General features: G+C 54.1%; 22 protein-coding genes. 6 read left to right on the top strand and 16 right to left on the bottom strand.

Annotated features, from left to right (window positions below; all coding sequences use genetic code 11):
• Positions 1-5 precede the first annotated feature (5 nt).
• The 6 genes from thrH to GZZ87_RS06060 form a co-directional block, all read right to left on the bottom strand.
• Complete coding sequence (thrH, locus tag GZZ87_RS06035; protein ID WP_162025626.1) at positions 6-605, bottom strand: bifunctional phosphoserine phosphatase/homoserine phosphotransferase ThrH; 600 nt, start codon at positions 603-605, stop codon at positions 6-8.
• A 52-nt stretch (positions 606-657) separates the two neighbouring features.
• Positions 658-1,209 (bottom strand): DUF4136 domain-containing protein, encoded by a 552-nt coding sequence (locus GZZ87_RS06040; RefSeq protein ID WP_162025627.1) that lies wholly within the window; start codon positions 1,207-1,209, stop codon positions 658-660.
• Positions 1,210-1,264: 55 nt separating this feature from the next.
• Positions 1,265-2,941: an OprD family outer membrane porin gene (locus GZZ87_RS06045; protein WP_162025628.1), complete on the bottom strand. Its 1,677-nt coding sequence runs from the start codon at positions 2,939-2,941 to the stop codon at positions 1,265-1,267.
• A 174-nt stretch (positions 2,942-3,115) separates the two neighbouring features.
• Positions 3,116-4,348 carry an outer membrane protein transport protein gene (locus tag GZZ87_RS06050; RefSeq protein WP_162025629.1) on the bottom strand — a complete coding sequence of 411 codons (1,233 nt, stop codon included), beginning with the start codon at positions 4,346-4,348 and terminating at the stop codon, positions 3,116-3,118.
• A gap of 233 nt (positions 4,349-4,581) precedes the next feature.
• The gene (locus GZZ87_RS06055; protein WP_162025630.1) at positions 4,582-5,322 is read right to left on the bottom strand and encodes a hypothetical protein; all 741 of its coding nucleotides are present in this window, start codon (positions 5,320-5,322) and stop codon (positions 4,582-4,584) included.
• A gap of 77 nt (positions 5,323-5,399) precedes the next feature.
• Positions 5,400-7,049 carry a sulfatase-like hydrolase/transferase gene (locus GZZ87_RS06060; protein WP_162025631.1) on the bottom strand — a complete coding sequence of 550 codons (1,650 nt, stop codon included), beginning with the start codon at positions 7,047-7,049 and terminating at the stop codon, positions 5,400-5,402.
• A gap of 111 nt (positions 7,050-7,160) precedes the next feature.
• Here GZZ87_RS06060 and GZZ87_RS06065 point away from each other — a divergent pair, with 111 nt between their 5' ends.
• Complete coding sequence (locus GZZ87_RS06065) at positions 7,161-8,108, top strand: helix-turn-helix domain-containing protein (RefSeq protein ID WP_162025632.1); 948 nt, start codon at positions 7,161-7,163, stop codon at positions 8,106-8,108.
• 338 nt (positions 8,109-8,446) lie between these two features.
• Here GZZ87_RS06065 and GZZ87_RS06070 read toward each other — a convergent pair whose 3' ends face one another.
• Positions 8,447-9,049, bottom strand: a complete 603-nt coding sequence (locus GZZ87_RS06070; protein ID WP_162025633.1) for a nuclear transport factor 2 family protein — start codon at positions 9,047-9,049, stop codon at positions 8,447-8,449.
• A gap of 300 nt (positions 9,050-9,349) precedes the next feature.
• On the opposite strand from GZZ87_RS06070, the gene GZZ87_RS06075 reads away from it, so the two are divergent.
• From GZZ87_RS06075 to GZZ87_RS06090, 4 genes are read left to right on the top strand one after another with little or no spacing between them, the layout of a single operon-like run.
• Positions 9,350-10,648 carry an FAD-dependent oxidoreductase gene (locus tag GZZ87_RS06075; protein ID WP_162025634.1) on the top strand — a complete coding sequence of 433 codons (1,299 nt, stop codon included), beginning with the start codon at positions 9,350-9,352 and terminating at the stop codon, positions 10,646-10,648.
• The gene (locus tag GZZ87_RS06080; protein ID WP_162025635.1) at positions 10,645-11,445 is read left to right on the top strand and encodes a DUF1365 domain-containing protein; all 801 of its coding nucleotides are present in this window, start codon (positions 10,645-10,647) and stop codon (positions 11,443-11,445) included. The genes GZZ87_RS06075 and GZZ87_RS06080 overlap by 4 nt, the downstream gene beginning before the upstream one ends.
• A gap of 53 nt (positions 11,446-11,498) precedes the next feature.
• Positions 11,499-12,092 carry a sigma-70 family RNA polymerase sigma factor gene (locus GZZ87_RS06085; protein WP_162025636.1) on the top strand — a complete coding sequence of 198 codons (594 nt, stop codon included), beginning with the start codon at positions 11,499-11,501 and terminating at the stop codon, positions 12,090-12,092.
• 12 nt (positions 12,093-12,104) lie between these two features.
• On the top strand, positions 12,105-12,377 hold the full coding sequence (locus GZZ87_RS06090; RefSeq protein ID WP_162025637.1) for a hypothetical protein: 273 nt from the start codon (positions 12,105-12,107) through the stop codon (positions 12,375-12,377).
• 148 nt (positions 12,378-12,525) lie between these two features.
• On the opposite strand, the gene GZZ87_RS06095 is transcribed toward GZZ87_RS06090, so the two are convergent.
• Genes GZZ87_RS06095 through GZZ87_RS06105 form a run of 3 tightly spaced genes read right to left on the bottom strand, consistent with a single transcriptional unit; the run spans position 12,526 to position 15,436 of the window.
• Entirely contained in the window at positions 12,526-13,770 is a 1,245-nt protein-coding gene (locus GZZ87_RS06095; RefSeq protein WP_162025638.1) for a cyclopropane-fatty-acyl-phospholipid synthase family protein, read from the bottom strand.
• On the bottom strand, positions 13,752-14,525 hold the full coding sequence (locus tag GZZ87_RS06100; protein ID WP_162025639.1) for a DUF1295 domain-containing protein: 774 nt from the start codon (positions 14,523-14,525) through the stop codon (positions 13,752-13,754). The genes GZZ87_RS06095 and GZZ87_RS06100 overlap by 19 nt, the downstream gene beginning before the upstream one ends.
• The gene (locus GZZ87_RS06105; protein ID WP_162025640.1) at positions 14,522-15,436 is read right to left on the bottom strand and encodes an acyl-CoA desaturase; all 915 of its coding nucleotides are present in this window, start codon (positions 15,434-15,436) and stop codon (positions 14,522-14,524) included. The genes GZZ87_RS06100 and GZZ87_RS06105 overlap by 4 nt, the downstream gene beginning before the upstream one ends.
• Before the next feature lie 89 nt (positions 15,437-15,525).
• Between GZZ87_RS06105 and GZZ87_RS06110 the strand changes: the two genes are divergently transcribed.
• A complete protein-coding gene (locus tag GZZ87_RS06110) occupies positions 15,526-15,999 on the top strand; it encodes an SRPBCC family protein (protein WP_162025641.1) in 474 nt (157 codons plus the stop codon).
• 413 nt (positions 16,000-16,412) lie between these two features.
• On the opposite strand, the gene murA is transcribed toward GZZ87_RS06110, so the two are convergent.
• The 6 genes from murA to GZZ87_RS06140 form a co-directional block, all read right to left on the bottom strand.
• Positions 16,413-17,708 (bottom strand): UDP-N-acetylglucosamine 1-carboxyvinyltransferase, encoded by a 1,296-nt coding sequence (gene murA / locus GZZ87_RS06115; protein WP_162025642.1) that lies wholly within the window; start codon positions 17,706-17,708, stop codon positions 16,413-16,415.
• 21 nt (positions 17,709-17,729) lie between these two features.
• On the bottom strand, positions 17,730-18,614 hold the full coding sequence (locus tag GZZ87_RS06120; protein ID WP_162025643.1) for a hypothetical protein: 885 nt from the start codon (positions 18,612-18,614) through the stop codon (positions 17,730-17,732).
• A 456-nt stretch (positions 18,615-19,070) separates the two neighbouring features.
• Positions 19,071-19,337, bottom strand: coding sequence for a type II toxin-antitoxin system RelE/ParE family toxin (locus GZZ87_RS06125; protein ID WP_162025644.1), 267 nt, complete (start codon positions 19,335-19,337; stop codon positions 19,071-19,073).
• Positions 19,321-19,527, bottom strand: coding sequence for a TraY domain-containing protein (locus GZZ87_RS06130; protein WP_162025645.1), 207 nt, complete (start codon positions 19,525-19,527; stop codon positions 19,321-19,323). The genes GZZ87_RS06125 and GZZ87_RS06130 overlap by 17 nt, the downstream gene beginning before the upstream one ends.
• Positions 19,528-19,716: 189 nt before the next feature.
• Positions 19,717-20,691 (bottom strand): helix-turn-helix domain-containing protein, encoded by a 975-nt coding sequence (locus GZZ87_RS06135; RefSeq protein WP_162025646.1) that lies wholly within the window; start codon positions 20,689-20,691, stop codon positions 19,717-19,719.
• On the bottom strand, positions 20,688-23,468 hold the full coding sequence (locus GZZ87_RS06140) for a DEAD/DEAH box helicase (RefSeq protein WP_244648131.1): 2,781 nt from the start codon (positions 23,466-23,468) through the stop codon (positions 20,688-20,690). Before GZZ87_RS06140 ends, GZZ87_RS06135 begins: the two co-directional genes overlap by 4 nt.
• Between the last annotated feature and the right edge of the window lie 64 nt (positions 23,469-23,532).

Below are 23,532 nucleotides of genomic sequence, written 5' to 3' on the forward strand. Positions count from 1 at the left end.
AAAACTTACAGCTTAGCTGCAATGATCGCTTGTAGCTCTGCGTGATTGCGTGCGACTGGTAGCTCTGGGCGTTCTTCGGTCAGGCGATCTGGTGGGCAGAACAGAAGACCTTCATCAGCGCAATCGATCATAGAGAGATCGTTGTAAGAGTCGCCCGCTGCAATGGTGTCGAAGTTCAATGCACGGAAGGCTTCGACGGCCTTGCGCTTGTGGTCTGGCAGGCGGAGCTTGTAGTCCGCGATGCGGCCCGTTTCGTCGATCACCAAATCGTGGCAGAAGAGGGTTGGGTTGCCGAGCTTGGCCATTAATGGACCCGCGAATTGGCTGAATGTGTCCGATAGGATCACGAGACGAGTCTGTGAGGTCACCCATTCGACGAATTCCTTCGCGCCGGGGAGTGGATCGAGCGTGCCGATGACTTCTTCGATGTCGGCTAGCTTGAAGCCTTCTTTGTCGAGAATGTCCAAGCGGTAGCGCATGAGCGTATCGTAGCAAGGCTCATCACGCGTAGTGCGCTTGAGGGCTTCGATCCCAGTTTTTTCCGCGAAGGCGATCCAGATTTCGGGGATGAGCACTCCCTCAAGGTCAAGACATACGATATTCATGCCTTCTAAACCGCTAGAATCGTAATCCAAGTCAATCTCAATCAGGCTTTGGTTATCCTGCAGGTGGGAATTGCGCCAAGGTTTCGATGATGATTTCGCGAATCTCGGCGTCGGTCGGTGCGTTCCAGCCGAGGCGCTTTACGTAGGCACCGCGCCAGACGAGTTCCTTCGATTGCATGTCGATGATGTCGACGATGAAGGTGCCCTCCTCGTATTGATCGATTTGGACACTGGAGTAGCCCCCGAAGCCACTATAAGGGTAGCGGCGGTAAGGCGCTGGGCCGACACCGAGGTCGTTGAGCTCGGTGACTGTTTTCTTGGCGGTGCTAAAGGTGACGCGAAAGTCTGGTTTTTCACAGCCTTTGGAGAAGCCACGCATTTCAAGCACCGCGTTGAGTTCGCGCTCGATGCGGCGGTCCACGATCGGGCTGAGCACGATGTCTTGATAGTTGGCGCGCAGCTCTCGTGAATCGACTTCGAAGCATTGGTAGCTTTGAAATTTAGGTGCGGCCTCGCGGTCGTAGTCGACTCGGACGGGGGAGACACAGCCGAGGAGTGCGAAGAGGGGGAGGAGCAGTAGAATACGAGACGCGAGTTTCATCATGTTAGGCACGAGTGTGACGCGTTATATTACAAAGGCAATCCATCAAGGGGCTTCGTCAGAAGGTCTTTACGTAATTAACGATGAAGCGCACGTCTTCGGCGTCGTCACCATCTGAGCCGTCTTGATGATTTTTGGCAGTTCGCAATCGAAACCAGAGGTTGGGGATGCTTTTAGGGTAGTAGTCGAAATTCCAATTGACTTCGTATTGATCGGGCGAGGCGTTGCTGCCGCTGTCGGGTGTGTTGCCGTAGGTCCAGCGCATGGAGGTGACGAAGCCTTCATCAGCTTTGCCTGAGAATCGATAGCTCAGACTGCCGCCGATGGCCTTCTCGCCGGCGCGGTCGAAGTCGGAAATCATCATTGAATTGAAGCTGGGGGAGCCGCCCCAAGGGGTGAGCATCTTCTCATCGGAGCCAGTGTGGGTAAATACTAGAGTGCTCACTAGTTTCTCGTAGCTAGCGCGTAACTTCACTCCGTATTGCTGAGTCGAGACGCTACCGATGAGTTCATTGCCGATACTGCGTTGGTCTGAGAATTGGAAACCAGCGTCGAGGTGGATGAGATCAAAGAGTGGGAGGGTGGCATTGGTTTCTAAGTAAAATACGTTGAGGGTATTGGGGTTGTTGAGTTCGACGAAGCCGACGTTGGAGTTCTCGTTCAACTTATAGTGTAGTCCGAATGTATAGATGCCTTCGTCGCTATTCTCTGCACCCGCTTGCTCCGAGAGGGATTCGAAGTCAGAGCCGGTGCGCTCACGCATGCCATGCACGTAGCCGAGCCCATATTTCAGTGCTTTGTCGGAGTCTGGCGTGGATCGAATGGTGTAGGCCTCAAATGTGTTCGGCACCATGCGCGAATCGTTTGAATTGATATAGGGTAGGTCGATGAGTTGGATGCCGAGTCTGAAGTCAGCGTCTCGAATCTTCAGGTTTAGATTTGCTTCGGTGATGACTGTGTAACCATTGTTTCCTCTTAATAGCCCTGCGCTATCATCATCGTCTTGGTCGTCGCTAGAGGACATCACTTTTTGCGAGGTGTGCGCGGTGAGGCGGATCGAGGCAAAGTCTTGATACATCCCTGACTTCAGGCCCAAGCCCCCGCCGATGGCGAAGGCCTCGGAGGTGTCGCCATTGCCAGAATCGTAGTAGCGGTAGTAAGCTCGAGGCGCGATGAAGTAGGTCGTATTGTCAATAAACGGGACGCCCGTATGGTGCAATTTCTCGTCCAGTCGCTCTGCTTCTTGCGTCAGGGGGGAACTGTCTTGGTTGAAGCCGACGCGTTCGGAGGAGTCGTCTGGCGCATCGATCGTCACGGCCGAAGTGTCACTCTGAATGGGAGCAGTCGCTGCAGGTTTTTTGAAGGGGAGCACGACCTCAGGTTTGGCCGGTGTGGTTTCTGCCGCGAGTGTGGCTTCGGCCTGCTCGGTTGTAGCGGCTGTTGCTGAGGTGAGGCTCGTCTGTTCAGGCGCGTTTGGTTTGTCTGCGTCGATGGGCTGGTCGAGTGGAGACGTCTTCGTGCCGAAGCCGACGCGCTCGGAGGATTCATCCAGTCCGCTTGAAAGCGGGGTGCTGGGCGTTTCGGGGTTCGCCTCTTGTGCAACAGGAGCTTCGGCAGATGGCGTGTCGCTACTGTCGACGACCTCCGATGCGCTCAGGCTGGTGAGCACGCTGCAGGCGATGCACAGCAAGATGCATTGTAGTTGGCTAATTGATCTAGGTTGGGTGCGCTGCATCTTTAGCGTGCTGGTGTTGAACGTGGAGAAGTATTCCTAGGGTTTGAGGATTTTAAGTCTCTAGCAATGCCGAACTTTTCTGAGGGCAGGTCTCTACTTCGAGGAGAGTCGAAACGAAAATGGCCAACCAAAGTCCTTGGTTGGCCATTGTGTGAATGGTGCTTCGAACTATGGCTAGAACCGGCGTTGTGCGGTAAAGCCGGCGATGACTAGCATGTTTGTTTCGAACTCGCCTTTGATGCGTTCGCCTTGAGCGACTTGATCGACTTCGGCATCGCCGGAGAAGATGACGGTCGCGCCGACGGAGCACTTCCAGTTCTGGTTCTGATTCCATGCATAGGCCGCTGAGAATTTATATTGTTCATCCACTGCGAAATCAATGGTGCGGTCGTCATCATCGACTGGCGAACTCTCATAGCTAAAACCGAAGCTGAAGGCGCTGTCTTCCATGAAGCGAGTGAAGGCGACGCCGCCGTGCCAAGTATCTTTCCAGTTGCGGTCGAGGGTTACCGGTGCGCCGTTGCTGATCGTGACATGATTATCGCTGAAGGTGGACCACTCTTGCCAGCCGAGGTTGAAGGCGGCGACCCATTCATCTGTGAGTTCGTAGCTAATGCCTGCTTCAATCCATTGCGGATTGTCCCAGTCGAGATCGAGATCGCTTTTGCCGTCGAGTGGACCTGCGTTCTTGATCTTGAGGTCACCTTCGAGTTCGACATCCATCTCTGCGCGATAAACGAGGCCGAAGAGTGTCTTCTCGTTGATTTGATAAGTGAGCCCGAAAAAGGGTTGGGTGCCCCAGTCCTCCATATCATCGAATTCTGCGGAGCCGTCTGAGCCTAGCGGAAGCGGTGATTTGATTGCGAGTTTCTGGTAAAACTGAGTATTGATGATGCTGACGCCTGCGCCAATGGAGAGGTCTTCAGTGACTTGGTAGCCGACAGCAGGAGAGATGCTCAACCCTTGGAGAGACACTTCAGTGGCACCATACCGACCGACCCAGTTGTCGCCGAAATCATCACCGCCACCCATTGCGCCGACAATGGAGAAGCCCAATGAGAGGTTTTCATTGTATTGCTTAACCGCAAAGAAACTAGGGATCGCCGCAGGAACACCCGCGTCGCCACCGTCGCCACCGCCGGCAGTGGAAGCGGACGAGGAATCGAATTTACGGATTGGCACAATGACTTGTGAGCCCAGTAGCATTTCGTCCGAGTCGAGCCCAGTCATGCCAGCAGGATTGGCCCACGCGGAGTCGGCCATTTTATTATTCACTGGATTGACGACCCCACCGGTGCCGAGGCTGCCAGGGGTGCCGACTTCGGATAGGTAAAATGCCGCTCCATGGATTGATACGGATGTGAGCGTAAAAAATGCTGTGAGTTTGAGTGCTGTGCTGTGGTTCATGCAGATATGTGGTTTGGAGGTATGCTCGTATGTCTAGGTTCAAAAACGCTCGGTCGATTTCGACCGAGCGTTGATAAATCTATAAGGCAAAGCTTTTTACATCATCGGAGTCTGGCTCTTGATGAGGAATGCCTCGACCGCATGCGTTTGCGTGAATGCCGAAACTACGAGTGCGGCGCTGGTGAGGATTTTTTTGGTAAGTATCATGGTTCGGTTAGTTTTTTATCGGGATATTAGTATTTGAAGCGGATGCCGACGCCAAGTCCCCAATCGTAAGCTCGGTCATCGCTGAGGCCTGCTAGGAAATCGGTGTAGAGGGCGACGCGTTGATTGAGGTTTTTGCCGAGTTGTAGTTCGATGCTGGCGGGGGTGTTGCCATCGTTGTTCCACTCGACAGGGAGCTTGGCGTCGAGTTTCGCCCAGTAGCTATCAGCAAAGGGTTGAAGGGCGATCAGGCGAAAGGCGGTGGTGTTGACATTGTCACCGCTGTAGCTGACGTAGTGCTGGACGAGTGGAATGAGCATCAAGTTGTTTTTGAAGCCCATTGCGATACCAACCAAAGGCGCCACTTGATCGGAGTTGAAGCCGATGCCTTTGTCTTCATCGCCGAGGTCGATAATCCATTCCGCGCCAACCGCGAGACGGTATTTGAAATGTTCGGTTTTTCCCTCCATTGGGAAATAGATGGCTTTGACGCTGGTGGACTCCCAGCCGTTTTCACTTTGCCCGGTCGCATTGGTCTCCCAGTAGTGAAGCTCGTATTTGATCTTTAATTTGTCGTTGGCCATGAATGCGCCATCGACATAGACATCGTTGATGGTGCCAGCATCGGCATCGAGTGACTGCCAGCGGATGTCGGTGTTTTTCGCTTTGGCGAGCGGATTACTGGCGTTTTCTTGCGGTGCTTCGGGCTCAGAGGCGTGAGCCGTTAAGGCCACTAGAGCTACGATGGATAAGGTGAGAGGGAGTTTCATGTTCAATTTCGGAGGGGTGTGTCTGAAAGCAAAAAAGCGGCGCTCAGTGTTGAGCGCCGCTTTGGTTCACTTAATTATTAGTGCCAAGACATGAATATCTCGACGGTTTCTTTAGACTCGGGGCGTAGGTTTTCGATGCCTTCATAGGGCTTGCCCTTGCCGAGTGGTGCGTGCGGATACTTGCCGATCGCCATCATGTGACGCTTGATCATATCCTGAAAGCTGGCACCTGACCAAAGGACTGCGCCGATGTGGGCGTTTTCTTCGCGGGGGTCGCGGAAGACGTTGAAGACTGGCGCGGCAGCGCCAGGCACGCCGGCTCCTGGCACGTGCATCTTCATCTCTTGTTTGACCACGGAACGGAGGATTTCGTTCTCGTAGATATATACATAGTCGCGGCGACCGTGGTGTTCGCCATTGAGGAGGAGAGCGGTTTGGTCAACGCCGTCGATCACGCGGTCGCGTGGGATGTAGTCGGTGGCTTGGGCGATGCGAGCAAAGGTGGTGTAGAGGTCGGAGACATGCATGATGTCACCTGCGTAGGAGTCGGCCTCGATGACTCCTGGCCAACGTGCAAATGCATCGACGCGCACGCCGCCTTCGAGGTGTTGGGTCTTGCCGCCACGATAGATCAGCTGGCTGAGGCCAGAGGTGCCTTCGTAGTGATACATGAGACCATTGTCGGCCATGAAGACCACGAGTGTATTATCCGCTTCGCCAGTGGCTTCGAGGCGATCCATGAGTTCGCCGATCATGCCATCTAGCACTTGTAGCTTTTCAGCCATGAAGCCGCCGTTGAGTGATTCTGGGTTTTCGTCCAAGACGAAGTTAAGCGGGTAGAGCGGCCAGTATTGTAGATAGAACGGCTCATCTTTGGCGGCGAGCTGGTCGACTTGCTCCAGAATTTGGCGTTGGTAGCGCTCGTTCATTTCTACGTAGTGCGCGTGCGTCCATTCTTCGCCTGGTTCGAGGTCGATCTCGCGAGCCAGACCGCCGACTTCTGCTTCGACGCCAGTAACTAGACCGTATGGGCGGAAGCGTTTATCGAGTTCAAATTCCCCGCTTCGCATGGAGCGATTGTAGCCGAACTGGTTGTTCGCCATGGCGGACTCCTTGGTCATCACCGTCAGCTGCACCTGCTGGTGCAGTGGAAATGCTGCGTAATCGAAGCCCTGGTTGTGCGGGTAAGATTGCTCGATGTCGCCTTGGTGCCATTTGCCAATGTGCGATGTATTGTAGCCCGCTTCTTTGAGCACTTCGGCAATGGTGACTTCTTCGGCAGGTAGGCCTTCGCCGACCAGTGCGACTTTGACTTCTTTCAAACCTGTGCGCACGGGGTGGCGGCCTGTGAGGAAGGCGGCGCGTGTCGGTGTGCAGGACGGCTCGGTATACATCCGCATCAAATTGAGGCTTTCTTCGGAGAACTTATTAATGTTGGGCGTTTTGATGCCCATCACGTAATTCATCTTCGGGTTGCCCATTTGGCCGAAGCTGACGTCGTCGATCAGAATGTAGAGAATGTTGGGGCGCTTGCCGCCATTGGCATCGCGAATTTCGGCGAGCTTGGCATCGACCTGCGTGTCTTCCGCAGCCCACTGCTCGGCGTATTGTGCTTTGACGAAATTGAATTCACCGTCGTGGATGATCTCGTCGGCGAAAGCAGAAGTGATTGATAGTAGAGTTGCTGCCAATGTGCTGATACAGCAGTGGAGGTTTTTATAGTTCATAGACGGGTAGGTCTTGGATTTTCGTATACAGAGTCGTTAAACCATGCACCATAAGCTTTAGATTGCAACTGGGTGTCCTATCGAAAATTCGCAACTTTTTTAACTTATAGTATGAACGGAACTTACATGGCAGGCGCGTTTAACGATTCGGATGCATTTAATGCTGCGGTTCAGGTGTGGAACTTGGATTTTCGTCAGTTAGATGCGGGAGCGTTTCATGCGGAGTTGAGTCAGTTGGGCACGCCGGATGTGGTGGCGACGAGTAGTCGTTTTAATCGTAAGTTGAAGCAAGGGGGCACGGCCCCGTCAGGGTATATGACATTTGGGATTCCTGGAGAGGAGCATACGCGGTTTCGCCGGATGGGGTGTGATTTGAATGGGTCAAATGTTGTGATCTTTAAATCAGGTGACGCTTTGGATTGTGTGTCAGAGGCTGGCTTTGGTGCACATACCATGTCGGTTTCATTGCGACGCTTACAGCAACTCGTGCATACACATGAGCTCAATTCATTGAGCGATCTCTTATCGAAGCAGGAGCATTTTCTGCAGTCGAATTTACAAGTGCGCTCACGTCTACGTCAGGCGATTGCCTCTTATAGTGCGTGCGGGAAGCAGCGTCCTGATGTGCTCTCCAATCGTGTATTTCTGAAAGAGTATGAGTCGAATCTGTTAGAGTGTTTGTTGGCAGGGGTAGTTCAGGCGAAACCCTTTAAAGCTCGGCCTATGGCGCATTCGCGTGCGCATGCATTGAAGCGGGCGCTGGCAGTGATACATGATCGTCATGATAAATCGCTGACGGCGACTGAGTTGCCGGCATTGGCGGGTGTGAGTGCGCGGACCTTACTCTATGCGTTTCAGCAGGAGTTTGGTCTGTCTCCTAAGGAATACATGAAGCTATATCGATTGCACCAGTTGCGACGTGCGCTGAAGCAAGGGAGACCAGTGCTTGATACAGTTGCGGGAGTTGCAAATGAGCACGGCTTCTGGCACATGGGGCAGTTGGCGCAAGATTATCGAAAACTGTTTGATGAGCTGCCGAGTGAGACGCTGAAACGCTAGAATCGGCAGGTGCTGTTGACCTTTACCATAAGTTGAGAAGGTGTGAAGTTCGTGGTGAAAAAGCTCAAAGAACCGCGTTCATCGCAACAACTAGAAGACACAAAAGTGTGGGTAAAGATCGGCCTCTGCGGTTCCCGCGTTCTACGCTGCCGTCTGCGGAGCCTCAGCATTCAACCAAAGCACTCACACACCGCAGGACGAGGCGGAGCTCGTCCCTCCCAAATGTGTTGAGCAAAAATCACAAAATGTGATGCGCGTGCTTATACAACGCGATGTTCGGTGAGCTGCCGTCGAAAAGGTAGGCGCGGCTCGATGGCACTGTGCGGCATAGCACGGATCTACATCTTTCCCTTGGTATACGAGATAAGCTGTTTGGCGATGGGAATGCGTCGATAGACGATGTCCGTCGGATCCCAGTAGTCTTGATGGAAGATGACTTTGCCTTCAGTATTATAGCGTATGTGTGACATGCCGATGGATTCTTCCCAGGTGCCGGGAGGGGTGCTTTTGAAGTCGAGTCGCATCGTCCAATCGAGGTAGAACTCGTCGCCGCTACGGATCACACGGTTGAAGACGAACTCGGCTGCTGCGAGCGGCTCTAGGCCGTGTAGCATGTAGTTGCGCATGTCCTCAGGGTTGTCGAACTGCCGAAAGGCGTCGCGGAAATAGACGTTCTTGGCGTAGACTTCGGTGACGTTGGCCTCTAGGTTCTCGTAGCTGTAGTCGATAAATAGATCCTGAATGCCTGCCAGCATGGCAACTTCTTCAGGCGAAGCCGCAGGGGGCAATTGGTAGTTTGCTGGATCTGTGCGCTCCAGCGCTGCTTTGTATGCGGTGTCGGGGACGGTTTGAGTATGCATGTCGGAGGATGAGTTCTTGCAGGAAGTTAGGAATAGCAGCACGCAAAGGCTGCCGAGAGTGAGTCGTGTGCGCTGGTTCATGTGTATGAATAGAACGTGTAATATCTTCAGACATTACAAATAAAGCTTGAAAGGGGAGTTAGAAGTTAGGAGTCGGGAGTTAGAAGCTGGGTATCACTGCTTTCTGCAGTATGTGTGGTTCGCTAAATGGCTTCGCCCTTCGGTTGCAGCCAAAGGGATCATAAAGTGTCGCTGCGCTCGGTAGGCAATGACTGGCGAAACTCTATGCACTTCATTACCATAGACTCACTTGTAATTACTCTTTTTAGGATCATTGTAAGTTTTTGAGCCGCGGAGCGTTGATTCCATACTATTAAGCATATGTCAGCAACAGTGATACCTTCCACCTCTACAGATAAACCACTCAAGATCGCCGTCGTTGGCTGCGGTGTTGCCGGGCTCACCGCCGCTTGGCTGCTGAGCCGAAAGCATGAGGTGCACCTTTTTGAGAAGAACGATTACGCCGGAGGGCATACCCGCACCTTGAGGATTGCTGATGGCCCAGACGAGGGCACTGCGGTGGACACCGGTTTTATTGTGATGAACCATCGCAATTATCCTCACTTTACCGAGGTGCTCAAGCAGCTCGGCGTAGCGCTTGCGGACAGTTCGATGACGTTCAGCTATTACGACCGAGTGAGTGATTACGGTTATTCTGGTAATACGCTGGGTTCGTTGTTTCCAAAGCCGAGCTATTTCTTCAATGGCCAGCATCTAAGTTTGATGAAAGATCTGTGGCGCTTTGCGCGTATCGGCTATCGTGATTTGAACTCAGGCTATCTAGAGGGTAAAACCCTCGGCGAGTATTTCAGTAAGCGGCGTTTCAGTGGCGCCTTTCTGAATAACTATCTCTATCCTATGGGAGCCGCCATTTGGTCGTCGCCCGTTGCGCAGATGTCAGCATTCCCTGCGCAACCCTATCTCCACTTTTTGGAGAATCATGGCTTACTGCGGTTGACGAACAGGCCGCAGTGGAAATATGTGGCTGGAGGCAGTCGCACTTATGTTGAAGCGATGCTGAAACAATTCGAGCGGCCTCCGCAGCTTTCGCGCCCGCCGGAGAGTATTCGTCGAACAGATTCCGGCGTGGTGCTCGAGATGCCAGACGGCGAATCGCTGAGCTTTGATCATGTTGTCATTGGTGCGCACGCGGACGAGGCACTTAAATTGTTGGCCGATCCCACCTCATCTGAAAAGGAGCGCTTGGAGCCATGGCACTACCAGCCGAACACAGTGGTGTTACACACGAGCCACACGCATTTGCCGCCTGACCGTAAGCAGTGGTCGTCTTGGAATTTCATCCGCGAGTCCTCGCATGATGCGACACAGCCCGTGTCGGTCAGTTATTACATGAATCGCCTGCAGAACCTAAAGACACACCGAGATTACGTGGTGACTTTAAATGCGACCGAGTCGATCCCCGAGTCGACGATTATTAATAGCACCACGCTGACACATCCGCTCTATTCGTTTGAAAGCATGGCCACACAGCCTAAGCTAGAGGCGATGAATGGGGAAAGAAACACTTGGTTCTGCGGTAGTTATTTCGGCTATGGCTTCCATGAAGATGCCGTGCGCTCCGCTGTGCAGGTTGCGAAAGGGTTTGGTATCGAGCTGTGAGCTGGCATTCACAGATTTATCGTGGCCAGGTGGTGCATCAGCGCATGAGTCCTGTGGAGCACGCATTCAGTTATCCAGTGACTTTTTTCGCGTTTGATCTGAATGAACTGGATACCTTGGCTGCCAAGGTTCGTGGATTTAGTCATAATCAATCGGACCTGTTGCGTCTGAACGACCAAGATTATCTACGAGGAGAGGCGCGCCCGATTGCAGATCAGTTAGAGACCTACCTCGGGCCAGAATTGCCAGGGCAGCATACGCGTTTGGTCACATCGCCGCGTTATTTCAATTATGCGTTTAACCCGGTGAACTTCCACCTTCGGATGCAGGGCGACCAGCTCTTGGCTGTGGTCGCTGAAGTGAATAACACCTTTGGCGATCGGCATGTGTATCCGCTCAATGACCTGGAGGCAGGTGATGCGCCTCATATGTGGACGGCGCGCTGCCCGAAGGACTTTCATGTCTCTCCTTTTAACGATTTGTCGGGGGAATACTATTTCACGTTTCGAATAGAGGCGGAGGCGCTTTTCCTTGGCGTGGATTTATACCGCGAGGGTGCGTGTGTGTTGAAAACGTGGATACAAGGGAAGGGTGCTGCGGTGACGCGTGCCAGTATTTGGCGGTATGCTTTGATGCACCCGTTCGATACCGCCTTAAACAGTATGCCGCGTATTATTTGGCAAGCCGCTCAATTGTATTATAAAAAGAAGCTACAAATATACACACGGCCTTCGCCTGATTCGCCACAGACCTTGATCGACCGCGATCAGCATTCGGAACCGAACGCAGTGATCTAATTGCTAAAACGTTGGTTGACCTAAGCCGATGTGGGCTAAATAGTGGGTGTTTGATGTCAGAGACGAATAAGCCAGCAGTTGAGATTGCACAGCCAGACACATGGGTGGATCGATATGGCAATTATCTGTATGCCTATGCGATGTCGCGCCTTCGTAATGCCGAGGCAGCCGCGGATTGTGTGCAGGATACATTCTTGGCGGGGATTAAGGCGCTGGATCGCTTTGATGGCAGCCGTGACATTAAATTTTGGCTGCGTGGCATCATGCACAACAAGATCGTCGATCAGATTCGAAAGTCGGTCAAAGAGAACAAGGTCAGCATCGACAATGAAGATGAGGAGTTGTTGGAGAGTTTCTGGTTCAAATACAGCGGTATCACGACCACCAATCCAGACCCTTGGCAGTTCAATCCACGCAAGGCCTGCGATAATACCGAGTTTTGGGAAGTTTTGAACACTTGTATCGACCAAGTGAAAGAGCCGGCCCGCCAAGCGTTCGTGCTTCGTATGCTCGAAGACATGGAAACTGAAGAAGTTTGTAAGGTTATGGACATTACTCCGAATTACTTATGGGTGTTGTTACACCGGGCACGCGAACAGCTTAAAGTCGCGCTCGAACAAAAATGGACCGGAAAGGACGCTCAGTAACTCAAATTTAAAATGTTTACCTGCAAACAAGTCTCACATGCCTTATCGAAAGAGGATTATGAAAAGCTTTCTCCTACGAAAAAGTTCTTTCTTAAGCTGCACGTAAAGCTCTGCATTTTCTGCGGAAAATTCAACCGACAGGTAATGGACAACCAAGATATGTGCCGGCACTACAGGCATGAAGAAGAAGAGCACTTAGAAGATGGCCCCGAGCTCGATGAAGCGAAGAAAGATGCTTTGAAGGAGCTGCTGGCTACGCATTGCTCGTGCAAGAAGCCCGAGTAAGGTTAGGGAGGCGAAGTGACACAGACATTTCTGTCTGTCCCATCAGAGTCAGTTCCCAGCGAAGTGACACAGACATTTCTGTCTGTCACGTCAGAGTTAGCTCCCAGCGCACGTAACAGGCAGCAATGCCTGTATCACTTAGTTTCACCTACGACCTGTTACGCTGCAGCACGACATGCTGCACATCAATCAGGCCGGCGTTAAACCCTGCTTCACAATAACTAAAATAATAGTTCCACTTGCGGCAGAATTCCGCGTCGAAGCCGAGCTGATGCACGCGCTCTGCCTTCGCATTAAAATCCACTGCCCAGCGCCGTAGCGTTTCGGCGTAGTCGTGGCCAAAGGGCTCCATCGTGAGCACTGCCATATCGCCGGCTTGATCGACATTGGCTTCGATCGCGCCGGGGGAGGGCAGGTGACCGCCTGGGAAAATGTATTTCTGTATCCAGTCGCAACTGTTGCAGTAGCGCTCATAGCGTTCGTCAGGGATGGTGATTGCTTGGATTACGGCCTTCGCACCTGGCTTGAGTGATTGCTGGATGGTCTTGAAATAGCTTTCTAGGAATTCGTGCCCTACGGCTTCGATCATCTCACAGGAGACGACGGCGTCGAATTGTCCGACAAGTGTGCGATAGTCTTGTAAGGCGATTTCGACTTGATTCGAGACACCTGCCTGCTCGAAGCGATTCAGGGAATAACTGAACTGTTCTTCAGAGAGCGTAATGGTTTTGACCTGACAACAGCGCTCAGCCGCGCGTTGTGCGAGTGCGCCCCAGCCAGATCCGATTTCTAATATGGAGTCACCTGCTTTGACGTCTGCTAGGTCGAGTATGCGATCGATCTTATTCCATTGAGCCTGCTCCAGTGTCTCTTCCTTCGAGTGGAATAAGGCGCTGGAGTAGGTCATTGTAGGGTCTAGGAAGGTCTCGTAGAAGGCATTGCTTAAGTCGTAGTGCTCTTGGATGTTCTCCTTGCTTTGCTCCACTGTATTGCGGCGCGCCTTGTGATACAGTTGGTTCATTTTCTTCGCCAGTAGAGAGAAGCCATATTGAACCCTGCCGAGCTCTTTTTGATTGTTTGCGAGCAGAGTCAATAAGCCGCTGAGATCAGAGGTTTTCCAGAGTCCGTCGACATAGGCTTCGCCGAGGCCAACACTGCCGCCAGAGAAGACCTTGCGGAAAAACTTAGTATCCTCGATCAACATTTCAACGGGTGTGCACGATGGATCACCAGTGAGGACGCAGGCGCCACTTGGGAAATAGATGCGAAGACTGCCGCCCTGAAGTGTGCCTAGTGCGCGCAGGAAAAGTCGTTCGACTGTTCGCGGCTGAGGGCCATCAATCAGTGGGAGAGGGGCGCTTATGCTAGAGTTGGCTAGTGATGTGGTTTCCATGGGAAAAACATATTAGTGGATTGTTGGTAGCGTCGGTAGTCGTCGCCTCGGGACTGCAGGGAGGATCGCTCCGCATGCGGCACGCCGGTGAGGAATCGTAAGAATAAATACATACTCAGAGGGCCTAATAATGCAAACGGCCACATTATGGAAGTGGCTGCTAAGGCGACGTAAGCCCACCAGTGCACCCATTCGAAAAAGTAGTTCGGGTGACGTGAATAGCGCCACAGTCCTTGCTTGCAGACCTTATTTCGGTTGGTGGGGGCACTACGAAAGCGTGCGAGTTGTCGATCTGCGACGAATTCACCGAGCAGAGCGCAGAGCGCAATGCCGACGGCAATCCAATCAATTAGACCCCATGGACCGCTGGCATTCATCGCAATGCTGACCGGCACCATGAACAGTGCGACCAACAAGATCTGTAGGAGAAAGAGCGGGAAGTAGTTGCGCATCGCCTTGTCGCCCCAATGAGCGGTCAAGTAGCTGTAGCGTGGATCTTCTTTACCTGATAATACTCGATGCTTGAGTAAGTAAAACGAGAGCCGCAACGACCAACTGAGTAGAATCGCCAGGACTACATAGCTCCGTGCTGTTGGCGTTTCCATTTGCATGAGATACGCGACTGCGGCAACGCCTAGACCAGCCGACCAAACGACATCGACCAAAGCCATGACCTGAATCCGACGGGCAGTGAAATATGCCAAGCTTGCACCAATACTTCCGAGCAAGAGCAGATTGATCCAATAGTTGCTCAAGTGTTGCCTCCTTGGCTTGCTCGGTCTTCGGCCTCTGCGTAGATGGCTTCTGGATACACTTTAAGATCCCAGACTAAGCCAATTTTTTCCAAGCAGCGTAATAGCAAATACGATAGATCTAGCTCCCACCAATACATGCCTTGCCGAGCGGAAAGCGGCCAGCGGTGGTGATTATTGTGCCAGCCTTCGCCGAAGGTGAGCAGCGCCACCCACCAGCTGTTGCGGCTTTCGTCGTCGTTGTTGAAGCGTTTCTTACCCACTATGTGGGTGACTGAATTCACGCAAAAGGTCACATGATAAACGAGAATGGTGCTGAGAAAGAAGCCCCACATCACCATCTGCATGCCACTGGTGCCTAAGCCTGGGTAGTAAGCATTCAGGCCTGCGCCGACGGCATAGAGCAGAGCGACCAGTGAGAGCACTGGCAGAATGTGAAAGCGATCAATGAAGCGCAGTTCGGGATATTTGTTTAAGTCTTTGATCCGGTCATGTTGAATCGATCCATAGGCGCGGCACATGATCCAGCCGATGTGTGCCCAGAAGGCATCTTTGACGACTGGCGAGTGAATGTCTTCCGGTTTATCCGAGTGCTGATGATGGTGGCGGTGGTTCGCTGCCCACCACATCGGGCCGAGTTGAGCGGCGGAGGTGCCGACCCATGCCATGATAAATTGAAAGGTGCGACTGGTCTTGAAGGAGCGGTGCGAGAAATAGCGATGGAAGCCGGCAGTCAGCGCAAACACGCGCACGACATATGTGATGACGAGTGCAATCACAGCAGCCCAGCTAAACCTGGTGAAGAGTGCGCCCAGTGCGAGTAGGTGCATGATAAATATAGGTGAGGATGCCATCAGCAGACGGTTGTCCTCATCGGCGAGGGCGTGTTTTAGAATTTCACTCGGTTGTTTCATAGTTCTTTAAGCGATCGAACACCTCTGCAGAACCTTACAGGGAATTTTTGATGTAAGTTTTCTGATTCTTGGTTCGATCATTAGATATCATGGCTAAAATACATCAACTCACCCGCGAACAAATCATTGATACGGATATCACCACTGCATGGGACTTTATCAGTTCACCCAAAAACCTCGATGCCATCACGCCCGACGACATGCCCTTTGAGATCATAACGGATGTGCCAGAGAAAATGTATGATGGCCTGCTGATCGAATATCGGGTCGGGATTCCAATTATCGGACGTCAAACGTGGTTGACGGAGCTAAAGCACATCCGTCGGGGGCATTCGTTCGTCGATGAACAGCGTATCGGGCCGTATAAGATCTGGTATCATTACCACGAAATTACCGTCGTGCCCGGCGGCGTGCGTTTCGTCGACCGCGTGAACTACGTCTTACCCTGTGGCCCTTTCGGCGCGATTGCACACATGCTGTATGTGAAGCAGCAGCTGAAGCATGTGTTTGATTATCGTGAAGTCGCCATGCGTAAGAACCTTGTCAGCTACGCGGTGGCTTAGTCGTGCAGGCTCTGAGTGTAGCGGAATAAAGCCAAGAGCATGGACACTCTGGTCCATTGCCGAGTCTCAGTGGTGCTATAGGACAGGAGTGTCCTAGCTCCTGGCTGTTGCGTCAAAAGTCTGCGCTGCTCATGCGTAACAGGCAGGAATGCCTGTATCACTTTCTGAGGTAGGGGCTTTGCTTTGCGAAGACCGCGCAAAGGCCATGAGCACACGAAGTTTTGTAACGTCTCTTACACTCGAGGGTGCCGCCCCTCGACGAGCTCTGGGCCTTGAGCCTGTCGAAACGGCAAGCAGCACCCCGACGAAGCGTTCTGCACCATTGAAATTCACAATACTTGATGATCGTGAGTTTACTTTATCTGTTTAATATTCAACGTTCGACGTTGAACGTTCAACGTTCGCGCGCAGCGCTACTCTTCCAGTAGTTCCTTCGGCATGTCCTTGTCGCTTAGACGCTCGATCTTAGCACCGATGCCAGTGAGCTTTTGCTCAAAGCGTTCGTAGCCGCGGTCGAGGTGGTAAATGCGTTGGATCCAGGTGTCGCCCGTCGCTGCGAAGGCGGCGAGGATGAGTGCCGCAGAGGCGCGAAGGTCCGATGCCATGACAGGCGCGCCGGAGAGTTGGCTTGCGCCTTTGACGATCGCACTCGGGCCTTCCATTGCGATGTCTGCGCCCATGCGTTGGAGCTCGGGCACGTGCATGAAGCGGTTCGGGTAAATACGCTCGGTGATGATGGAGATGCCGTCGGTCTGCGTCATCAATGCGCCGAGTTGCGCTTGTAAATCAGTGGGGTAGCCGGGGTGTGGCAGTGTAATCACGTCGACGGGCTTGAGTGAGCCTTCGTAAGGCAGCACGCGAATGAAATCGTCGCCGAGCTCCATGGGCAGGCCTGCCTCTTCGAGCTTGTCGAGGAACGCGCTGAGTAGCTTTGGGGCGATACCTTTGACGGTGACGTCGCCACGGGTGATGGCGGCAGCGACCACGAAGGTGCCCGCTTCGATACGGTCGGCGATGACGGAGTGTTCGCATCCATGGAGTTTTTCAACTCCAGTAATGAGTAACTCGGGGCTGCCGATGCCTTCGATCTTGGCGCCCATCTTGACGAGTAGGTTGCACAGATCGACGACTTCGGGCTCACAGGCCGCGCATTCGAGGCGAGTGGTGCCAGGAGCCATGACGGCGGCCATGACGATGTTGGCTGTGCCAGTGACGGTGCTGCCGCTACGGCCACCGAGGAAAATGGGGCCACCTTTGATTGCGGATGCGTCGACGTGGACGTAGCCGTTGGAAATGTCGACCCGACAGTTGAGCTTTTGGAGCCCTTTAATGTGAAGATCGATCGGACGGGGGCCGATCACGCAGCCCCCGGGGATCGATACTTCGGCTTTGCGCATACGTGCGACGAGTGGGCCGAGGAGGCAAACCGAAGCGCGCATCTTGCGCACCAATTCATACGGGGCGATGTGGGTGATCTCCTTGGCGGTGATCTCCCAGGTGCCCGGTTCGGGTTGCACTGTCTCGGCGCCGACGTGCTGCAGGATCTCGATCATGAAGCGCATATCGCTCAGATCGGGGACGTTCTTTAGAACGACCGTCTCATCGGTCAGCAGGGTGGCAGCGAGGATCGGCAGGGCGGCGTTTTTTGCGCCGCCGACTTCGATTTCACCATTTAAAGGTCCGTTCCCGCTGACTTTGAAGACATCCATTGTGTGTGCGCTGTGCTGAGATTAAGATTCGTTGCTAAGAGATTTTGCAGAGTGTGGCTTTGCGTTGCCGCCTTGACGACGACCTTGTCCACCACGATTGCCGCCACTTTGACGACGACCTTGTCCACCACGGTTGCCACCTTGGCGATTCTTACCGCCTCGGTTGCCGCCGCGATTGCCGCCTTGGCGGTTTTGTCCGCCACGATTGCCGTTGCGGTTACCTGCTGGCTTCTTCTCTTCGGGCTTATCGCCGATACCGAAAAATCCTAAAATGGTCGCGAGTAGGCCTTTTTTCTGAGGCGCTGGCTTACCTTTGCCCTTCGGCTGTGGCTTCTTGGCGCCACGTGCTTCGGGCTTACGCTCGGCTTTGGCTGGGCGATTCTTTTCGCGCTCAGCACGACGTGCATCACGCTCGGCACGGCGCTCTGTGAGTTTCGCTTCGACGCTCTTGATGGAGGCGAGCGTGGCTTCGCTTGGCTGCGGGTTGGTGATACGCTCTTCGCGTGGCTCGCGTGGTGCACGCTTTTCACGTTCCTTGCGTGGTTCGCGTTCCTTGCGAGGCTCACGTGGTGTGCGTTCTGCGCGAGGCTCGGATGCACCTTCGCTGCGTGGTGCGCGATCGCGTGGAGCACGTGGCTCACGTTTTGGTCGCTCTTCGCGTGCTGGACGTTCGGCACGTGCCGGACGCTCTTCACGTTGTTGGGGGCTTGGACGGCCACTGAGCTTTTCGCTCTTCAGGGCATCGCTTGCGCTGACTTCGCCCATGCTACCTGTGCTTGCGGAGGCGACTTCGGTCTTAAATCCACCGCTACGGCGGCGGCCACGTGGCTTTTTAGAAGCGTCTGTGCTGGGTGTGTAGCTGTGGCTTGGATTTGGCTTGGAATCGGTTTCTTCGAATTCTGGCATCTTATGTATGTGTTACTTTTTGTTATTGGTGTGATGCAGGCTAGAACAGTCATAGCGTGTAAAACACATGTGTGTGCTCGATCATACGGACTCACGGATCAATCTCGGCTGGCTTCCGGGAAGCAGCTTCAGTTGTTGCCAAGTCGTTGGCAACGAGGTGAGTCACGTATCGAGACAGATAGGGGTAGTGTAGTAATTTTTCAGCGGCAAGTGTTAAAACGCCTGCGGCGAGTGAGGGTGCTACGCACCTAGTGAGGAGTGAGGAGTGAGGAGTGAGGAGTGAGGAGTGAGGAGTGAGGAGTGAGGAGTGAGAAAGTAGAAGCGGCTTCCAGCCGCTGTTGTATCCGTAGGTGGTCACCTTTAGGCGGCCACCCGCGTGTGGTTAGAGCAACTGCCGTGTCGGTCGAGCGGCTGAAGGAGCTCGGCTACGTAAGCGGAACATTCACGTTTTCTGTGCTAACGATAGATGTTCTTGCGGTGCCCGACTTCGAGCACCAGCACAACAAATACTTCGCCTTGAAGCTGACAAAGAATCCGGTAGTCGCCGCTTCGATAGCGCCACACGTTGTTTAATTCGCCTTTGAGCTGTTTGCCCCATTGGCGAGGGTCTTCCGCTCCGACAATACGCTCATCTAAGAAATCAAAAATTTGCTTAGCGACTTGCTTATCAAGCTTCTTGAGCTGTTTCAGCGCCTTTGATGAAATGCTATAATCCCAACTCACGTTTCGCTTCTTCGGAGGTGTAGATCTTACCAGGGTTCTGGATCGTTTCGACTGCCAAATAGTAATCCTCCATATCTTGAAGATGTTCTAAGATGGCTTCGCGTGCGTAGTAAGTCTTGGTGCGTCCAGTCTTCTTCGCGAGTTGCTCTAGACGGCTTTCGACTTCCTGATCTAATCGAATGGCTAACATGTTGACTTATATTGCGCTGCTATATGCGTATTGCAAGTTACAAAGGTAGAAGGGGTTTCCAGCTGCGGGGTGTTTTCGTAGGTGGTCACCTTTAGGCGGCCACCCGCGTGTGGTGAGAGCAACTGCAGTGTCGGTCGAGTGGCTGAAGCAACTCGACTACGTAATGCTGTAAGCGGCTGGAAGCCGCTTCTACTGTGCTTGGTGCAGGCGTGTGAGTTGCTCGAGTGCATCGGGCTTGAGCTTGAGCACGCCCGTCTTCTTTTCCCAATTGCTGATCGTCGGCGCGGTGACGCCGACCTCGCGGGCGAAGGCGGCTTTGCTGAGGCCGAGTTGTTTGCGGAGTTTGCGGACTTTGGCGGCGGTGGGGCTGTAAGGTTTTGGTTGCTTGGCTTTGGATGCTGCCTTCTTGGATGGGCGTCGTGGTGCGGGGGGATCGTCTTCTAAATCGATACCGAACACATCGCCGAGTGCATCGTTATCTAAGCTGCGTCGGCGGCGGGAGCTGCCGGTCTTGGTGAGATCACTGACGGCTTCGTCGATCACAATGAGCTCGGTGTGGTCCACACCGCGGAGTTTGAAGAGTAATTCGGGAGATTCGTCGAGGCGCACCCCAACACCATACAGTGCGGCAGCCACGTGTTTGCACATGTCGGCCCAGTCGGGACAGTTGCAGTTGAAGTGAATTTCGCCGGGGGCGGGGAATAATCCTGACTCTTTGTCTGCGACTAGTGACATGATCTCCTTGGAGAATTTCCCTTGTAGCAGTTCGATCAGCGAGCCGATCTGTCCTTGGCACTTCGCTTTGAGTGCAGCCCATTTTTCGGGGGCGAGGGGATCTATGGTGACGGTGAGCTCGTAGAGTTCCGAGCCGTTGACCCGCGCAAAAACTTTTTGCGGCTCGATTTTTAGGTCAACAACTGCTCCGTTGCGCACGTAGCTGCGGCCGCGGGGGAGGCGATATTCGTAGTCGCTATAGGCTTCGAGGTTTTTGCACCATGCCTTGCCCCAGAAACTTTTCGCGATGGCGCCATTGCGAGAGCCTGCGGGCACTGGTTCGGGCTTGAGGCCGGAGACTTTGAGCGTGCGAATCTTCTTTTCTGCCTGCGCGCGGAGTTCTGCGACGGTGGGCTTCCGGTAATCGTCGTTGTAGTAGTTCCAGCTCATAGTTTGGTGTCGGCGTGTTGTAGATCGAGGCGGATGAGGTCTAAGAGTTCGTCATTGCTGAGTTCGGTCAACGTTTTCTCGGCGCTGCCAGTTAATAGTTGGTCGGCGGTGCTTTGCTTCTCAGCGATCATGCGGTCGATTTTTTCTTCAAGTGTTCCGCTGGTGACGAATTTGTGCACCAGCACGTTGCGTTTCTGGCCAATACGGAAGGCACGGTCGGTGGCCTGGTTTTCGATGGCAGGATTCCACCAGCGGTCGAAGTGGACGACGTGCGAGGCGGCGGTGAGGTTGAGCCCGGTGCCGCCGGCTTTGAGCGAGAGCACGAAGAACGGCGGGCCGTCCTCGCGTTGGAAGTGGTCGACCATTTGCTGGCGCTGGTTGATCGGCGTGCCGCCGTGTAGCACGAGGCCAGAGCGACCGAAGATCGCAGCAAGGCAATCGGCAAGCGGATCAGTCATTTCGCGGAATTGGGTGAAGATCAGTAGCTTCTCGCCGCGTGATTCGATCTGGGCGGCGAGCTCTTCGAGTCGCTGGAATTTGGCACTTTGCTTGGGTATGTATTCGCCTGCGCCTGTGAGTTGGTCGGGGTGGTTGCAGATCTGTTTGAAGCGCATCAGGTAGCTAAGCACGAGGCCCTTGCGTTGAATGCCTTCAGAAGTGGCGAGCTCCTCTTTCAGTGTCTTGACGGTGTGCTGGTAGAGCTTGGCTTGCTCGACGCTAAGACCACAGAAGACTTTCATCTCGGTTTTGTCTGGTAAGTCACCGATGATTGACTTGTCGGTTTTGAGGCGACGTAAAATGTAAGGGCTGACGAGCCTGCGTAGGGGGGCAAAGTGATCGCTGGTGGATTTGCTCAGGTCCTTGGTGAACTTACCAAACTGTCCAGAGCTGCCGAGTAGACCAGGGTTGATGAAATCAAACAGTGACCAGAGATCGCCGAGCGTGTTTTCGATCGGCGTGCCGGTGAGGGCGATGCGAGCCTGTGCTTTGAGGGCGCGCACGGCTTTGCTCTGGCGGGTGGCGTGATTTTTGATGGCTTGTGCTTCGTCGAGCACGACCCAGCTCCAGTCGAATTCGGCCGGCCAGTCGAGCCGGTTGAGCATGCCGTAGGTGGTGATGACGAGATCCGCGTGGGCAAGCTGATCGGTCGGTGTGCTGTGGAGAATGTCCTTCGGGCACTCCGATGGGTGAGCGACGAACAGGCGTAGCGAGGGGGCAAATTTATCGGCTTCGCGCTGCCAGTTGCCGATCAATGAGGCAGGCACGACCAGCAGGGCGGGCGCGGACTTCGGGGATTGTTGCTTTTTGCGTAGCAGGGCGGCGAGTAGTTGGATGGTTTTACCCAGACCCATGTCGTCGGCGAGGCAGGCGCCGAGGCCTGTCTGCGTGCAAAACCACAGCCAGTCGAGACCTGCCTGTTGATAGGGGCGCAGTGTGGCTAGCAGTGTGTCGGGTGGCGTGAGCTGTGCAGGGTCTTTGAGTTGCTGCAGGAGTTCGGCCAGTGCCTCGCCGGGTTCGGCAAAGGCCCATTCGTGGAAGGTTTCGGTTTCACTGCTCGCGGCTAAATCGGCGGGTGCGCCGGCGAGCCAGCGCATGCCTTCGGCGAAGGAGATCTCGCCGTGGGCTTCCACGCGGCGCCAGTGATCTAGGGCTTGTTGTAGTTTTTCGCGGTCGACTTCGACCCATTGGCCGCGCAGCAGGACGAGTCCGTCGTCGCCGTCGAGGAGTGCTTCGATCTCTTCGGGGCTGAGCGCTTGCCCGTCGACGATGACATTGAGTTTCACGTCGAGCAGGCCGTGCTCGCCGACGGAACTGCGTTTAGCGGAACCGATCTTGGCGGCGACTTGTGGACGGCGGGTGCGCTTTTTCCACCAGTCCGGCAGGCGAATGAGGAGGCCGGCGTCTTCCAGCTCGGGCACGCTTTGTAGGAATTGGAAGGCTTCGCTCGGCAACCAGACGAGCGGGTGGAAAATATCCTGCGTCTCGACCAGATCCGCGATGAGTTTGCACTGTTTCGCTGCGGCGTTGATTGGGGAGAGTAGTTTGAGGAGTGCGGACTTGTTGTTGGTGCCTGCGTATTCCTTGAGCGCCTTGCCGAGCGGGAGTTGTTGCAGACGGCCACTTTTGCTGAGCCCTGAAGCGTAGGAGGCCATGAACGCGAAGGGGTATTCGGGGTCGCTCTTATTCTCGGCGAGGTGGAGGGTGACGCGACCGACGCGCGACCAGAGCGGGGCGTGGGTGGCGAGTAGGGTGGTCAGGTCGGTGCCGGTTTCGAGCTGAGCGCGTGTCCACTCGACGAGTCGCTGCCAGAGGGCGCGTAGCACGTCGAGTGTGAGGTATTCAGCGCCGCGCATGGGTGGCGCATTGAGAATGATCTCGGAGAGGTCGGCGGTGGCAGGTGGATCAACTTGTAGATCTGCCTCGTTTTCGGGTGAGACGTGGCAGAGCGCACGGATAAAGTGCTCGGCGAATTCTTTCCAATAGAGCACGGATGCATCGACTTCAGGCGGCAGCTTTTGGCCTGCGATACGGATGAGGCCAGCAGGTTCGGAGTCACCGAACCCGGCCAGCTCTTTGAGCGAGTCGTCGCGGCAGAGGACGATGCCGTGTGGCGTGAGTTCGAGTTGGCTCATGGGGGTGCGATGTTGGACGTTGGACGTTGAGTGTTGAGCGTTGCGGTTGGTCGCTCGGAGCTTTAGCTCGATGCCATTGGATAATAATTCGATGAGCAGGAACCCGAGAGAATAACGCACTAACCAAGCGTATGATATGGCCACAAAGAGGCACAAAAATACACAAAAAATTTCTGCAGTGGGGTTTTCGTGCTTCTTCGTGCCTTTT

This window comes from Lentimonas sp. CC4 (genome assembly GCF_902728235.1).
In the GTDB taxonomy this organism is placed as follows: Bacteria; Verrucomicrobiota; Verrucomicrobiia; order Opitutales; family Coraliomargaritaceae; genus Lentimonas.